At 63.9% G+C, this 13,170-nt stretch carries 13 protein-coding genes; 5 read left to right on the top strand and 8 right to left on the bottom strand.

The window, feature by feature from the left end; all coding sequences use genetic code 11:
- Positions 1-200 precede the first annotated feature (200 nt).
- The 3 genes from KDB76_RS23550 to KDB76_RS23560 all read right to left on the bottom strand — a co-directional run bounded on the left by KDB76_RS23550 (position 201) and on the right by KDB76_RS23560 (position 2,653).
- Entirely contained in the window at positions 201-662 is a 462-nt protein-coding gene (locus KDB76_RS23550; protein WP_023662441.1) for an FxsA family protein, read from the bottom strand.
- Positions 663-729: 67 nt separating this feature from the next.
- A complete protein-coding gene (locus KDB76_RS23555) occupies positions 730-1,461 on the bottom strand; it encodes a DUF2470 domain-containing protein (RefSeq protein WP_038410125.1) in 732 nt (243 codons plus the stop codon).
- Between the two features lie 181 nt (positions 1,462-1,642).
- On the bottom strand, positions 1,643-2,653 hold the full coding sequence (locus KDB76_RS23560) for a DUF481 domain-containing protein (protein WP_023662443.1): 1,011 nt from the start codon (positions 2,651-2,653) through the stop codon (positions 1,643-1,645).
- A gap of 166 nt (positions 2,654-2,819) precedes the next feature.
- Between KDB76_RS23560 and KDB76_RS23565 the strand changes: the two genes are divergently transcribed.
- Positions 2,820-3,173 (top strand): MGMT family protein, encoded by a 354-nt coding sequence (locus tag KDB76_RS23565; RefSeq protein ID WP_003260756.1) that lies wholly within the window; start codon positions 2,820-2,822, stop codon positions 3,171-3,173.
- Between the two features lie 43 nt (positions 3,174-3,216).
- A complete protein-coding gene (locus tag KDB76_RS23570; RefSeq protein WP_038410126.1) occupies positions 3,217-4,764 on the top strand; it encodes an AmpG family muropeptide MFS transporter in 1,548 nt (515 codons plus the stop codon).
- Between the two features lie 132 nt (positions 4,765-4,896).
- Here the strand turns inward: KDB76_RS23570 and KDB76_RS23575 are convergent, their stop codons facing one another.
- The 3 genes from KDB76_RS23575 to KDB76_RS23585 all read right to left on the bottom strand — a co-directional run bounded on the left by KDB76_RS23575 (position 4,897) and on the right by KDB76_RS23585 (position 7,788).
- The gene (locus KDB76_RS23575) at positions 4,897-6,141 is read right to left on the bottom strand and encodes an MFS transporter (protein WP_013974097.1); all 1,245 of its coding nucleotides are present in this window, start codon (positions 6,139-6,141) and stop codon (positions 4,897-4,899) included.
- A gap of 204 nt (positions 6,142-6,345) precedes the next feature.
- Entirely contained in the window at positions 6,346-7,188 is an 843-nt protein-coding gene (locus tag KDB76_RS23580) for a mechanosensitive ion channel family protein (RefSeq protein WP_015271698.1), read from the bottom strand.
- A 114-nt stretch (positions 7,189-7,302) separates the two neighbouring features.
- Positions 7,303-7,788 (bottom strand): YajQ family cyclic di-GMP-binding protein, encoded by a 486-nt coding sequence (locus KDB76_RS23585; protein WP_013974099.1) that lies wholly within the window; start codon positions 7,786-7,788, stop codon positions 7,303-7,305.
- A 100-nt stretch (positions 7,789-7,888) separates the two neighbouring features.
- Between KDB76_RS23585 and KDB76_RS23590 the strand changes: the two genes are divergently transcribed.
- From KDB76_RS23590 to KDB76_RS23600, 3 genes are read left to right on the top strand one after another with little or no spacing between them, the layout of a single operon-like run.
- Positions 7,889-8,806 (top strand): putative 2-dehydropantoate 2-reductase, encoded by a 918-nt coding sequence (locus KDB76_RS23590; protein WP_013974100.1) that lies wholly within the window; start codon positions 7,889-7,891, stop codon positions 8,804-8,806.
- A gap of 38 nt (positions 8,807-8,844) precedes the next feature.
- Entirely contained in the window at positions 8,845-10,875 is a 2,031-nt protein-coding gene (locus KDB76_RS23595; protein ID WP_013974101.1) for an ATP-binding protein, read from the top strand.
- Position 10,876: 1 nt separating this feature from the next.
- The gene (locus KDB76_RS23600) at positions 10,877-11,443 is read left to right on the top strand and encodes a cob(I)yrinic acid a,c-diamide adenosyltransferase (protein ID WP_013974102.1); all 567 of its coding nucleotides are present in this window, start codon (positions 10,877-10,879) and stop codon (positions 11,441-11,443) included.
- A gap of 125 nt (positions 11,444-11,568) precedes the next feature.
- On the opposite strand, the gene KDB76_RS23605 is transcribed toward KDB76_RS23600, so the two are convergent.
- Together KDB76_RS23605 and KDB76_RS23610 are read right to left on the bottom strand one after the other, a co-directional pair.
- Positions 11,569-12,513 carry a Nudix family hydrolase gene (locus tag KDB76_RS23605; protein ID WP_013974103.1) on the bottom strand — a complete coding sequence of 315 codons (945 nt, stop codon included), beginning with the start codon at positions 12,511-12,513 and terminating at the stop codon, positions 11,569-11,571.
- The gene (locus KDB76_RS23610; protein ID WP_013974104.1) at positions 12,510-13,142 is read right to left on the bottom strand and encodes a glutathione S-transferase family protein; all 633 of its coding nucleotides are present in this window, start codon (positions 13,140-13,142) and stop codon (positions 12,510-12,512) included. Before KDB76_RS23610 ends, KDB76_RS23605 begins: the two co-directional genes overlap by 4 nt.
- Positions 13,143-13,170 lie beyond the last annotated feature (28 nt).

A 13,170-nucleotide genomic window follows, 5' to 3' on the forward strand; every position in this document is an offset into this window, starting at 1 on the left:
TGCGGTGACCACATACATGAGGCCGCCATATTCAATTACAAGGCTTGCTTCAGAAAATTTTTCATTAGCGCCTTGGCCCCGCAAAAAGCTGGGGCCGCGTTGCGCCCCTTTCGCGACACAAGGCCGCTCCCACAGAAGGTATGCATTGCCTGTGGGAGCGGCCTTGTGTCGCGAAAGGGCCGCAAAGCGGCCCCCGGTTATTACTTGTCGCGGCGCTCGTACTCGCCTTCGATCACATTCGGCCTATGCCCGCCATCACGCGGCCGGGCCTGGAACGGGTCGTCCTGGAAGGCGCGCTGTCGCATGGCTTGGGCCTCGGCACGCTCGCGCATCTTGCGCGCGGCCAGATGACGGGTGAATGGCAGCAGGCACAGCAGGCCCAGCACGTCGCTGATGAAACCTGGCAGCAACAGCAGGCCACCACCAACGGTCAGCATCATGCCCTGGAACATGTCCTCGGCGGGCAGTTCGCCACGCTGCAGGCTTTCACGGGCGCGCAGTGCGGTTGCCAGCCCGGCCACGCGCATCACCAGCACACCCAGGGCGGAGCCGGCGATGATCAGCAGCAGTGCCGGGAAGAAACCGATGGCGGCACTGACCTTCACGAAGACGAACAGCTCCAGCACGGGAAACAGGAGAAACAGCAGTAGAAAAGCACGCATCAAAGCATTCCTCGTCGGAAGAGAACCTTCCTGTAAGACCAACAGATGGATGCGTGCGCTCGGCTTTTCAACCCTCGACTTCCGTCGCAACCGGCCACTGGTCGGCGCGAGCCAGCAAAACCAGGGCTTCGCGGACTTGTGTCGGCGTGTTGCAAGTACTTGGGAAGGGCAACCAGTAAACCGCCTGGCCAATACGCAGGTGCATGCCTTCACTGTCCACCCCGACCATCTGTACTGGCGCATGGCGTGGAAAATCGGTCAGTTCCACATAATGGGCGATGGCGTTGGCGTGGTCGTTGTTCATGTGCTCGACCATGCTCGTCTCGGCCTTGCCGGCGAACGGGTTGGCCAGGGTCACCTGATCGAGCCAGTGGATCGCGCCGAAGCCGCCGATGTAGCGGTGGCGCACCGGCTGCAGCACCCAGAAGTCGAAGTCGTGGGCCTTGTGGTAGTTGGCCGCGTCCGGGAAATAGCGGTAGTAACGCTCGGCGGCAGCCTCGATGGCGGCCTCTTCCACCAGCTTGTGCGCCTCGGCCATCACCGTCAGGCGCCCCACGGCCTGCACGTCCTCGGCTTCGCGCTCACCTACCAGCAGCGAGCACTTGGGATCCTTCTGCAGGTTGTGCGTGTGCTGGGCGATGCGGCTGATGAGGATCAACGGGTTGCCCTGGGCGTCCAGGCAGTACGGCACGACCGAGCCGAAGGGGTAGCCGGGCATCGACTTGGAATGGGTCGAGAGCACGCCGCGGTATTCCTTGAGCAGCAGCTCCCGGGCGGGACGGATGGCATTGGTACTCACTTGGGGGCGGCTCCTGATATCGGGCTGGATAGGACAAGATAAGCATTATCAGATCCAGTGCCAATGGGGCTGCTTTGCAGCCCATCGCGATACAAGGCCGCTCCCACATGGACCGACGTATATCTTGCCTTTGTGGGAGCGGCCTTGTGTCGCGATAGGGGCGCAACGCGCCCCCGGCGGTTTACCAGGTGACGCCGAAGCCTGCGGTATAGCGGGTCTTGTCCAGGTCACTCTCACGGGTACCGGTGATGATGTCCTTCTCCGCCTTGAGGTTGAGCGAGGCCCATTCAGTGACCTTGTAGCGCAGGCCAACCTCGGCATCAAGCGCATAGTCGGCCACGCCACCCAGCGGCTTGGCGAACTCGCCGTTGGTGAACAGTTGCACATTCTTGCCAATCAGGTAGCGGGTGTAGTCCCACTTCACCGCCGCAGAATAGAAGTTGTCCTTGGCGCCATCCTGGTATTCGAAGTCGGTGCGGTTGATCAGCGACCCCAGCGAAAACGCGCCCAGTTCGTTGTCCCAGAACTGGTAACCCGGGCCGGTACCCACGGTGCGCTGGCGGGCTAGGTCTTCGATGCGGTCGCGCTTGTACTCCATGCGCCCCTGCCAGAACCACTTCTCGGTGAGGAAGCGGTCCAGGGCGTACTCGGCACTCCAGTTGTCGGTGGTGGTGACGTCGTCCTTGGTCTCGCGGTTGTATTCGCCTTCAGCGTTGTGCCGCCAGCGGCCATGGCGGGCGCTGGTCTTGAAGCCGACGTCGTAGTCGTCGGTGTCGTTCTCGGCGCGCTTGTAGTCCAGCGCCACGTCGACGTTGCCCTTCCACACGAAGTCCTCGACCAGGGGCTTGGGCTTCATGATCTGCTCGATGCTGGCCAGCTCCACGGTCTTTGGCGCCTCGCCATTGGCCAAGGTCACCTTGCCGGGCTCGGCGGCCTTCAGCGACTTGGCGCGCTCACCGCTGTAGGCGTCCTGCTTGACCAGCATCTCCTGGTCGCTCTCCAGGGTCTGGACCTCTTTCCAGTCCAGGGCGATGGAACCGCCATAAGGGGTTTCCAGCAGCAGCTTGCCGCCGTCGAAGACTTTGATCTTGCCGCTGAGACGGTCACCGTTCTTCATCCATACGGTGTCGGCGAACACCGGGGAGGCGCAGAGGGAAACAGCAAGCAGGCACAACAAGGATCTAGAATACATAAGCGGGCTATGATTTGCGGACTACGGGTTCGATTTGGCGAAAAAAGCCGGGCATTATCCGGATAACGACGACCAGAGCAAGAAAAGACCGGGAGCATGCCGTTGAGTTCAACTCTCATTTGCCAGACCGCCGGTCCGGTTTCATCTGCAGCCCAGAGGGGGCCTGATGTCTGACGGATATGAGCACGCCCTCGACTCCGCCGAGGGCCGACGGACGGTGCTGTATTCGGTACTTGGCCAAGTTCCGGCCGGCAAGGTGGTCAGCTATGGCCAACTGGCCGAACTGGCAGGGCTTGGTCGGGCGGCACGCTGGGTCGGGCGTACCCTCGGGCAACTGCCCGCGGACACTCGCCTGCCCTGGCACCGGGTGCTCGGTGCAGGCGGCCGCCTGAGCCTGGCACTGGGTACCCCGTCTGGGGATGAACAACGGGCGCGCCTGCGTGCGGAGGGTGTAAATGTAACCAACAATCGTGTGGATATGACGCGCCATGGCTGGCGCCCGATGGAGCACAGCGGTTAGAGTGCGCGCTTTGTTTTCGCAAACTTGAGGCAGATGTTGGCCCATGCCCCGTAAAACCTGGCGCGCTGCGCTTGCTGCCTATGCCAGCCCGTCAACCTTGGTACTTTTGCTGCTCGGCTTCGCCGCAGGTCTGCCCTACATGCTGGTGTTCTCCACCCTTTCGGTGTGGTTGCGCGAAGCTGGCGTGGCCCGCGAGACCATTGGTTACGCCAGCCTGATCGGCCTGGCGTACGCCTTCAAGTGGGTGTGGTCGCCACTGCTCGACCAATGGCGCCTGCCGCTGCTCGGCAGCCTGGGGCGCCGGCGTTCGTGGTTGCTGCTGTCGCAAGCGCTGGTGGTGATCGGGCTGGTCGGCATGAGCCTGTGCGACCCGCAGCAGCACCTGTCATGGCTGATCGCCCTGGCGGTGCTGGTGGCCTTCGCTTCGGCCACCCAGGACATCGCGGTCGATGCCTACCGCCTGGAAATCGCCGACGACCAGCGCCAGGCTGCACTCGCCGCCAGCTACATGGCCGGCTACCGCGTGGCGGCCCTGCTGGCCACGGCTGGTGCCCTGTTCTTCGCCGAGTGGTTCGGCTCCACCGGTTTCAGCTACCTGCACAAGGCTTGGGCCGGCACCTACGTCATGTTCGCGGTGATGATGCTGCCCACCGTGTTCACCACCCTGATCATGCGCGAACCGCCCGTACCCATGCGTACCCAGCTGTCGGCAGCGCGCTATGGGCTGGTGCACCAGCTGGCCTCGGTGTTCGTGCTGATAATCCTGCTGGTATCGGTACCGGCCAGCTTCACCCAGATGTTCAATACCGGCTGGTCCAGCGTCATCTCCGGTGATGCAACGCCACTGGACCTGCTGCTGGAAGACCGCGCCTTCCTGCGCCTGATCCTCTATGTGCTGCTGACCTGGGCGTGCCTGTCGAGCCTGGGCCGTCGCGGCCTCGCGCCGGTGCTGACCCCGGTCAACGACTTCATCGCCCGCTACCGCTGGCAGGCCCTGCTGCTGCTCGGCCTGATCGCCACCTATCGCATGTCGGACACGGTAATGGGCGTGATGGCCAACGTGTTCTACATCGACATGGGCTTCACCAAGGACCAGATCGCCAGCGTCAGCAAGATCTTCGGCCTGATCATGACCCTGGTCGGCGCCGGTGTTGGCGGCCTGCTGATCGTGCGCTTCGGCATCATGCCGATCCTGTTCATCGGCGGTGCGGCCTCCGCGGGCACCAACATTCTGTTCCTGATGCTGGCCGACATGGGCCCGAACTTGCAAATGCTGGTGGTGACCATCTCGCTGGACAACTTCAGCTCCGGCCTGGCCACCTCGGCCTTCGTTGCCTACCTGTCGAGCCTGACCAACCTGAAGTTCTCGGCTACCCAGTACGCGTTGCTCAGCTCGATCATGCTGCTGTTGCCAAGGCTGATCGGGGGTTATTCGGGGGTCATGGTGGAGAAGTTCGGTTACCACGACTTCTTCCTGATCACTGCCCTCCTTGGCGTGCCGACCCTGATCCTGATTGCCCTGCAGTGGCGCCAGGAAGCCGGGCCGGGCAAACCGGTTGCAGAGGAAGGTTCGGCGGCCGAGCGGCCCTGACAGGTTTGTATTGCCTGTACCGGCCTCTTCGCGGGTAAACCCGCTCCCACAGGGACTGCACTGCCCTCGAGAGCTGTGCAGTCCCTGTGGGAGCGGGTTTACCCGCGAAGAGGCCAGTTCAGGCAATAAAGTTTACCGAGCAACAGCCCCCTCACCAGGCCGTCCACCCACCACAAACCACAGCGGCCACAGCGCCAAGGCCCCCGCCACACCCGCCGCCAGGGCAAAGTGCAGCAAGCTGGCCCCGGCCCCAATCATCGCCAGCAGCGCCCCACCCAACCCCAGCAAGGCAATGGTGATCATCCCCAGCATGGCCGAGACCAGGCCCTTGCTCTGCTCGCTGGCGAACAGCGTCATGCGATACAGCACCGCGTTGGCCACGCCCAACCCCAGCGCGTACAGCGACATGCCCGCCACCACGCTGGTCACACTCGGCCAGTACCATGTCGCCAGTCCCATCAGGCACAGGCCGGCCAGGTATGGCCACAATGCACCGCGCACCAGCGCCGCCAACGGATAGCGATCGGCAATGCGGTTGATGATCAGGTTGCCCAGGATCAGCCCGCCAAACACCGGCAACTGCCACAAGGCGTACTCCATGGTGCTCAGCCCCTCGTCGTGGATCAGCAGCACCGGCGACAGGCCGATCCAGCCAATCAGCGGCAGACCGACCAGGCCCAGGGCCGCGCTGCCAGCGACAAAGCGGCGGTTGCCCAGCAACTGGCCGTAGCCGGCCAGCAGTGGCAGCAGGTGGATCGGCGTGAATGCCAGGCGCGAGCCGTCACGGCGCTCCACGCCCAAGGTCTCCGGCATCAGCCGGTACAGCAGCAGCCAGGCCACAACCGCGCCAATGGCGAAGGCCACGAACAGCCAACGCCAGTCCAGCCACTGCAGCAGCAAGGTGCCCACCAGCGGCCCGAGCAGTGGCGAGAGCAAGGCGATGTTGGCCAGCAGGGCCATCATGCGCACGGCGTCGGCTTCGCTGAAGGCTTCGTTCAGGGCCGGGTAGCTGACCGTGACCACAAAGCCCAGGCCGATGCCTTGCAGCAGGCGCAGCAAGTTGAACAGGCCGATGTCGTGGACCCAGAAGGTGGCCAGACAGGCCAGGCCGAAGAACGCGCAGCCGATCAGCAGCAACGGGCGCCTGCCATAGCGGTCGGCCAGCGGACCGATCAGCCATTGCAGCACCACGCCCCCCAGCAGGTACAAGTTGAGGGCGTGGGGAATGTATTCGGGGCTGGCATTCAGGTCGCCGACCACCACCGGCATGGCCGGCATGACGGCGTCGCTGGCCAGGTAGGTGAGCAGCTCGAACAGGGCCAGGGTCAGACCGAACAGCAAGGCGCGCAGGGGGGTGATGTACAGCAGTGGTTTCATGATGGCGTATCGGGTGTGGCAGGTGGGGTCAGGCTATATGCCAGAAATGGCGGGGTATTGCTGTGAACAAGTGTAAAAAGCCGAGGCCGCTTCGCGCCCCATCGCGACACAAGGCCGCTCCTACAAGGGTTACGCGATTCCCTGTAGGAGCGGCCTTGTGTCGCGATGGGGCGCGAAGCGGCCCCAATCAATGACAACGCGGTATTACTGCGCTGCAGTCTCCTGCACCACGCGAATCACCCGCTGCGGGAACGGAATGTCGATCCCTTCGGCCTTCAACCGGTCACGCGCATGCTCGTTGAGCATGAACATCACATCCCAGTAATCGGCAGTCTTGGTCCACAAGCGCAAGGACACTGTGATCGAGCTGTCGCCCAGGGTCGCGACCACCGCCTGCGGCGCCGGGTCGGGCAGCACGCGCGGGTCCTGCGCCAGCTCCAGCAGCACGTTGCGGGCCTTCTGCAGGTCGGCCTCGTAGTCCACGCCCACATCGAACACCACCTTGCGCGTCGGCTGGCGGTTGGTGTTGGTGATGATGCCGTTGGACAGGCTGCCGTTGGGCATGATCACCGTCTTGTTGTCACCAGTGCGCAGCACGGTGTGGAAGATCTGGATGCTGTCGACGGTGCCGGCCACGCCTTGCGCCTCGATCCAGTCACCGATGCGGAACGGGCGAAACATCAGGATCAGCACACCGCCGGCGAAGTTCGCCAGGCTGCCCTGCAAGGCCAGGCCGATGGCCAGGCCCGCGGCACCGATGGCGGCAACGAACGAGGTGGTCTCGATACCGATCATCGACGCCACGCTGACGAACAGCAGCACCTTCAGCACGATATTCGACAAGGTGCTGATGAAGCCCTGCAGCGCCAGGTCGGCGTTGCGCAGGCCAACCAGCTTGCCCAGGCGAGCGCTGACCTTGTTGATGATCCACCAGCCGACCGCCAGGGTCAGCAGCGCCAGCAGCACACGGCTGCCATATTCCATGATCAAGGGGATCCAGGTCTGGGATTGGCGGACCAGCTGATCGACTTCAGCGTTCAAATCCATATTCATCTCCTGATGCCGAGCGGCAAGTACACGGTAGAACTGGCCACGCGCGATGGCGCAGCCCCGGCCCCCATGGACATCATTTGGCCATCGGGGTTCCGGGCGATGCCCACATCAGTCGCGGAAGTTATTGAACTGCAGTGGCATATCGAATTCCTTGGTACGCAGCAGCGCAATGGCTTCCTGCAGGTCGTCGCGCTTTTTGCCGGTAACGCGTACCTGCTCGCCCTGGATGGCGGCCTGCACTTTCAGCTTGGCATCCTTGATGGTGGCGACGATCTTCTTCGCCAGATCCTTGTCGATACCTTCGCGGAACTTGGCTTCCTGTTTCTTTTCCTTGCCCGAGGCATACGGGTCCTTGGTTTCCAGGCACTTCACGTCGATCTTGCGCTTGACCAGCGCCAGGCGCAGGATTTCCAGCATCGCTTCGAGCTGGAACTCTTCCTCGGCGGTGAGCATCACGGTCTGCTCTTTGTCCTTGAACTCGAAGGTGCCCTTGCCCTTGAGGTCGTAGCGACGGTCCAGGTCCTTGATGGCGTTGTCGACCGCGTTCTGCACTTCGTGCTTGTCCAGTTCCGATACCACGTCGAACGAAGGCATGGTTGTTCTCCCAAAATAAAAGCGCGCTCAGGCTGAAGATGGAGCGCGCTGGGTTTGACGGTTAAAATGCGGGCTCATTATAACGGGTTGCGAAACGCATATGAGCAGCACCTGGCATATTCTCGGCGCCGGTAGCCTGGGCAGCCTGTGGGCTTGCCGCCTGGCGCGCGCGGGCAAGGCAGTGCGCCTGATCCTGCGTGACGGGCAGCGGCTGCAGGCCTACCAGCAGGCCGGCGGCCTGACCCTGGTCGAACAGGACCAGTCCCGCCACTACGCCATCCCCGCCGAAACCGCGCAGGCACACGGCCCGATCCATCGCCTGCTGGTGGCCTGCAAGGCCTACGACGCCGCCCCGGCCATCGCCGGCGTGGCACCTCGCCTGGCCGAAGACGCCGAGGTGGTTCTGCTGCAGAACGGCCTGGGCAGCCAGGACGAGGTCGCCGACCTGGTGCCCCATGCACGCTGCATCTTCGCCTCCAGTACCGAAGGCGCATTCCGCGAGGGAGATTGGCAGGTACGCTTTGCCGGCCACGGCTTCAACTGGCTGGGTGACCCACGCAACCCGACGATCCCGGCCTGGTTCGATGACCTGCATCAGGCTGGCATCCCTGCCGAGTGGACGGTGGATATCCTTACCCGTCTGTGGCGCAAGCTGGCACTCAATTGCGCCATCAACCCGCTGACCGTGCTGCACGACTGCCAGAACGGCGGGCTGCTGGGGCACCTGGGCGAAGTGGATGCGCTGTGCGCCGAGCTGGCCCAACTGCTGCGCCGCTGTGGCCAGCCAGAAGCGGCAGACGGGCTGAACGAGGAAGTGCAGCGGGTGATCCTCGCCACTGCGGCCAACTACTCTTCCATGTACCAGGATGTACGCGCAGGCCGCCGCACCGAGGTGCACTACCTGCTTGGCCATGCCTGCCGCACCGCCGGCCGTCATGGCCTGCAACTGCCAGAGCTGGAACGCCTGCTGCAGCACCTGGTCGATAACCTGCGTGTGCGTGGTTTGCCCTGCGACTGACGCAGCCCTTTCAACCGGATACGGACATTGCCTAGCCCATGACCTTGCGCCAACGCCTGGAAAACCTCCCGGTCGGGCAGAAGCTGCTGGCAGCCCTGCTGGTGTTGCTGGTGACCATCCTGTTGGTGGCCAACCTCACCTTCATCAGCGCCGCCTACTGGATCACCCAGGAAAGCATGGCGCCACAGGCGCTGCACACCATCGGCCGGCTGGTGGCCAACCCGCAACTGGCGGCGCGCGCCGGCGATACACCGGACACCGCCAGCGCCCTGCTGAAAGAGCTGGACAGCTACACGCCGCTGCGCGCCGCTGCCGTCTACGGTGGCGATGGCCGCATGTTGGCGCAGCTGCAGCACGGCGAGCCGCTGGCACTGCCCAAGCGTTTTCGCAACATCGACGGCTGGCGCCTGATGGAGTTTCGCAGCACCCAGCTGATCCGCATGCCACGTGACGCCAACCCGCCCGCACACCTGCTGCTGGTGGCCAGCAGTGAACTGCCCACGGCTTTCTATACCGGCACCCTCAGCGCCAGCCTGGGCATCCTGGTGTTCAGCATCCTGCTGTGGATCGTCATCGCCCGACAGATAAAACGCCTGATCACCCAGCCGATCAACCAGCTCGAAGAGCTCAGCCGCCAGGTCACCCGCGAAGAGAGCTATGCCTTGCGCGCGCAGCGCGGTAACGACGACGAAATCGGCAGCCTGGCCGAAGCGTTCAACACCATGCTCTCGCGCATCGAAGCCCGCGAACAGCAACTCAAGCGCACCCGCGACGAGTTTCAGGAGGCCTACGACCAGGCCCAGGGCCTGGCCGAGGAAACCCGCCACACCAACCGCAAGCTGGAACTGGAAGTCCAGGTGCGCAGCAAGATCGAGAAAAAACTCACCGGCTTCCAGAACTACCTCAACAGCATCATCGACTCGATGCCCTCGGCGCTGATCGCCCTGGATGAACAGCTCTACGTGACCCAGTGGAACCACGAAGCCACGGTACTTTCCGGCACGCCTCTGGACGAGGCGCTGAACCAGCCGATCTTCATTGCCTTCGAACCGCTCAAGCCGTTCCTGCCGCAACTGAAGGAAACAGTGGAAAAGCACCGGGTGGCAAAGATCGAGCGGGTCACCTGGCCCAAGGGTGACGACCTGCGCCACTACGCCCTGACCTTCTACCCGCTGACCGGTGGCGGCGGCCGTGGCGTTGTCATCCGTATCGACGACATCACCCAGCGCCTGTCGCTGGAAGAAATGATGGTGCAATCGGAAAAGATGCTTTCGGTCGGCGGCCTGGCCGCCGGCATGGCCCACGAGATCAACAACCCGCTGGGCGCGATCCTGCATAACGTGCAGAACATCCGCCGGCGCCTGTCACCAGAACTGCCGCGCAATCAGGAACAGGCAGAGGAACTGGGCATCGACCTGCCCACGGTCAACCGCTACCTGGAGAGCCGCGAAGTGCCGCAATTGCTCGACGGCATCCAGCAGGCCGGTGCCCGGGCAGCGAAGATCGTCACCCACATGCTCAGCTTCAGCCGCCGCAGCAACCGTCAGCTGGCGCCGTGCGACCTGCCGGCGCTGATCGATCAGGCGGTGGAAATTGCCAGCAACGACTTCGACCTGGCCATAGGCTTCGATTTCAAGGGCCAGGCCATCGTGCGTCAGTTCGACCCCGACCTGGGGCCGGTGCCGTGCACCGCCAACGAATTGGAGCAGGTGCTGCTCAACCTGCTGAAAAACGCGGCCCAGGCCATCCACCAGCGGCCACAGCCGAGCGAGCCCGGGCGCATCACCCTGCGCACCCGCTTGAGCCCGCCATGGGCGGAAATCCAGGTCGAGGACAACGGCGTCGGCATGCCCGAAGGGGTGCGCAAGCGCACCTTCGAGCCGTTCTTCACCACCAAGGAAATCGGCCAGGGTACCGGGCTGGGGCTGTCGGTCTCGTACTTCATCATCACCAACAACCACAAGGGGCAGATGGAAGTGCAGTCCACGCCCGGCCAGGGCACCTGCTTCACCCTGCGCCTGCCCCTTGGCCAGCCGGCAGCGGTGGCGCCGGCCAAAATGGAGAAATGACATGGGCTACCGCCTGTCGAAGATCTACACCCGCACCGGCGACAAAGGCGAAACCGGCCTGGGCGACGGGCGCCGAGTGCCCAAGGACCACCCGCGAATCGAGGCGATTGGCGAGGTGGACAGCCTGAACAGCCAGCTGGGTTTGCTGCTGGCGGGGCTGGCCGAACAAGGGCTGGATGAAGTGAGCGCGGTGTTGGCGCCGTGTCAGCACCGCCTGTTCGACCTGGGCGGTGAGCTGGCGATGCCCAGTTATCAGGCGTTGGACCTGGCGGAGGTGGAGCGGCTTGAGGCAGCGATCGATGTGTGGAATGAAGAGCTGGGGCCGTTGAAAAACTTCATCTTGCCCAGTGGCTCGGCGCTGGTGGCACAGGCGCATGTGTGCCGGAGCCTGGCGCGCAGTGCGGAGCGGCGGTGCCAGCAGCTGAATGCGCTGGAGCCGTTGGCGGGGGTTGGGTTGGCGTATATCAACCGGCTTTCGGATCTACTGTTCGTGGCCGCGCGGATCATTGGGCGGCGGCAGGGGGTGGCGGAGGTTTTGTGGCAGCCTGCTGAGAAACCAAACGGCTGATATTTCTGGGGCTGCTGCGCAGCCCATCGCCGGCAAGCCAGCTCCCACAGAGCCCGGTCTGTGCTGCCTCTGTGGGAGCTGGCTTGCCGGCGATGGGCCGCAAAGCGGCCCCAATTACAGGCGACTCAGATCTCAGGCCAGAACGCCCGGATCCCGGCCACACCCTGTGCCCCCGCTTCCCAGGCCTGCTCACGCTCACCCGGCCCTACCCCACCCAGCAGGTAGACCGGCTTGTTGAACCCGGCAATCAACCGCTGTGCCTCGTCCCACCCCAGCGGCACCGCCTCAGGGTGTGTCCGGGTTGCCTGCACCGGCGACAAGGTGACGAAGTCCACGCCCATCTGCTCCGCCAGCGCCAGCTCTTCGGCACTGTGGCAGGACGCCGCCAACCAGCGCTCCTTGGGGAACGGCCGGCCGTTGGCGGCATATTTGCGCAGTTGTGCAGCCGTCAGGTGCCAACCCGCGGCTGGGAAGTCACCCAGCCACTCCAGCGGCCCCTTGAGCATCAGCTGCGCCTTGCCCGCGCAAAGGCCGACCGCATCCACCGCCACATCGCGATACTTGGGATCGTACATGTCCGGGGCACGCAACTGGATCAGGCGAATGCCACTGGCCACTGCCTTCTGGATGCCCTTGAGCATCTGCGGCACTTCCAGGCCATCGGGGGTGATCAGGTACTGATCCGGCAGGCGCGCGGCTGCAACGATCGGCTTGTTGGCCTCGGGGAATTCGTATTGGGGCAAATCGCGTGGAGCAACCCATTCCAGCGGCTGCCCTTCGGCGCCATGCGGCTCGCCGGCGAATGCCTCGACTTCGCGCACATCCAGCAGCACCTGCTTGTCCGGGTAATCGTGGCTGACCTTGATCAGCGCGCGCGAACGGCTCACCTCGATACCCAGCTCCTCGCGCAGCTCGCGGGCCAGCGCCGCCTCGACGCCCTCACCCTCTTCTACCTTGCCGCCCGGGAATTCCCACAGACCGCCCTGGTGCTGGGTATCGGCGCGCCGTGCGATCAGAATACGGCCGTCAGTACCGCGAATGACAGCAGCTACAACATGAATCCGTTTCACCCTTCACGCTCCGCCAGGCCAGCCTTTTGCCAGGCCTGGAAGGCTGGCCACTGATAAATGGTTTCGATATAAGCCGCTGCCTCTGCTGGCACTTCCACACGGTAGGTGCGCAGGCGCACCGCCACCGGGGCGAAGAAGGCATCAGCCAGGCTCGGCCTGCCGAACAGGAACGGGCCGCTGTCCTTGGCCGCAAGGCGACATTCCGACCACAGTGCAACGATACGGTCGATATCGATTTGAACCTCCAGCGGCACACCGTCCAGCGCCTGGTCGCGGGACAGGTCGAACGGCATCGCGCCGCGCAGGGCGAAGAAGCCGCTGTGCATCTGCGCGCAGGCCGAACGGGCCTGGGCCCGGGCCGCCACGTCGGCAGGCCACAGCTGCGCGTCGGGGTGGCGTTCGTTGAGGTATTCGGCAATGGCCAGCGAGTCGGCGATCACACCGTGCTCGGTCTTGAGCAGCGGTACCTTGCCGGTAGCCGAAAAGGCGAGGATGCGCTGACGGGTGTCAGGCTGGTTCAGCTTGATCAGTGTTTCTTCGTAAGGCACGCCAGCCAGCTCGAGGGCCAGGGCGCCACGCAGCGACCAGGAGGAATACAGCTTGTCGCCGATGATCAGGTGATAGCTCATGGTTCGGCTCCATCGTTTGGGAATTCTG

The organism is Pseudomonas sp. JS425 (assembly GCF_018223845.1).
Taxonomy (GTDB): domain Bacteria; phylum Pseudomonadota; class Gammaproteobacteria; order Pseudomonadales; family Pseudomonadaceae; genus Aquipseudomonas; species Aquipseudomonas asiatica.

Bases quoted from the DNA above. Each gene is read 5' to 3' on its own strand.
- KDB76_RS23550 (WP_023662441.1), bottom strand. From the start codon at position 662: ATGCGTGCTTTTCTACTGCTGTTTCTCCTGTTTCCCGTGCTGGAGCTG.
- KDB76_RS23610 (WP_013974104.1), bottom strand. From the start codon at position 13,142: ATGAGCTATCACCTGATCATCGGCGACAAGCTGTATTCCTCCTGGTCG.
- KDB76_RS23585 (WP_013974099.1), bottom strand. From the start codon at position 7,788: ATGCCTTCGTTCGACGTGGTATCGGAACTGGACAAGCACGAAGTGCAG.
- KDB76_RS23570 (WP_038410126.1), top strand. From the start codon at position 3,217: ATGCCCCGTAAAACCTGGCGCGCTGCGCTTGCTGCCTATGCCAGCCCG.
- KDB76_RS23600 (WP_013974102.1), top strand. From the start codon at position 10,877: ATGGGCTACCGCCTGTCGAAGATCTACACCCGCACCGGCGACAAAGGC.
- KDB76_RS23560 (WP_023662443.1), bottom strand. From the start codon at position 2,653: ATGTATTCTAGATCCTTGTTGTGCCTGCTTGCTGTTTCCCTCTGCGCC.
- KDB76_RS23580 (WP_015271698.1), bottom strand. From the start codon at position 7,188: ATGGATTTGAACGCTGAAGTCGATCAGCTGGTCCGCCAATCCCAGACC.
- KDB76_RS23590 (WP_013974100.1), top strand. From the start codon at position 7,889: ATGAGCAGCACCTGGCATATTCTCGGCGCCGGTAGCCTGGGCAGCCTG.
- KDB76_RS23575 (WP_013974097.1), bottom strand. From the start codon at position 6,141: ATGAAACCACTGCTGTACATCACCCCCCTGCGCGCCTTGCTGTTCGGT.
- KDB76_RS23565 (WP_003260756.1), top strand. From the start codon at position 2,820: ATGTCTGACGGATATGAGCACGCCCTCGACTCCGCCGAGGGCCGACGG.
- KDB76_RS23595 (WP_013974101.1), top strand. From the start codon at position 8,845: ATGACCTTGCGCCAACGCCTGGAAAACCTCCCGGTCGGGCAGAAGCTG.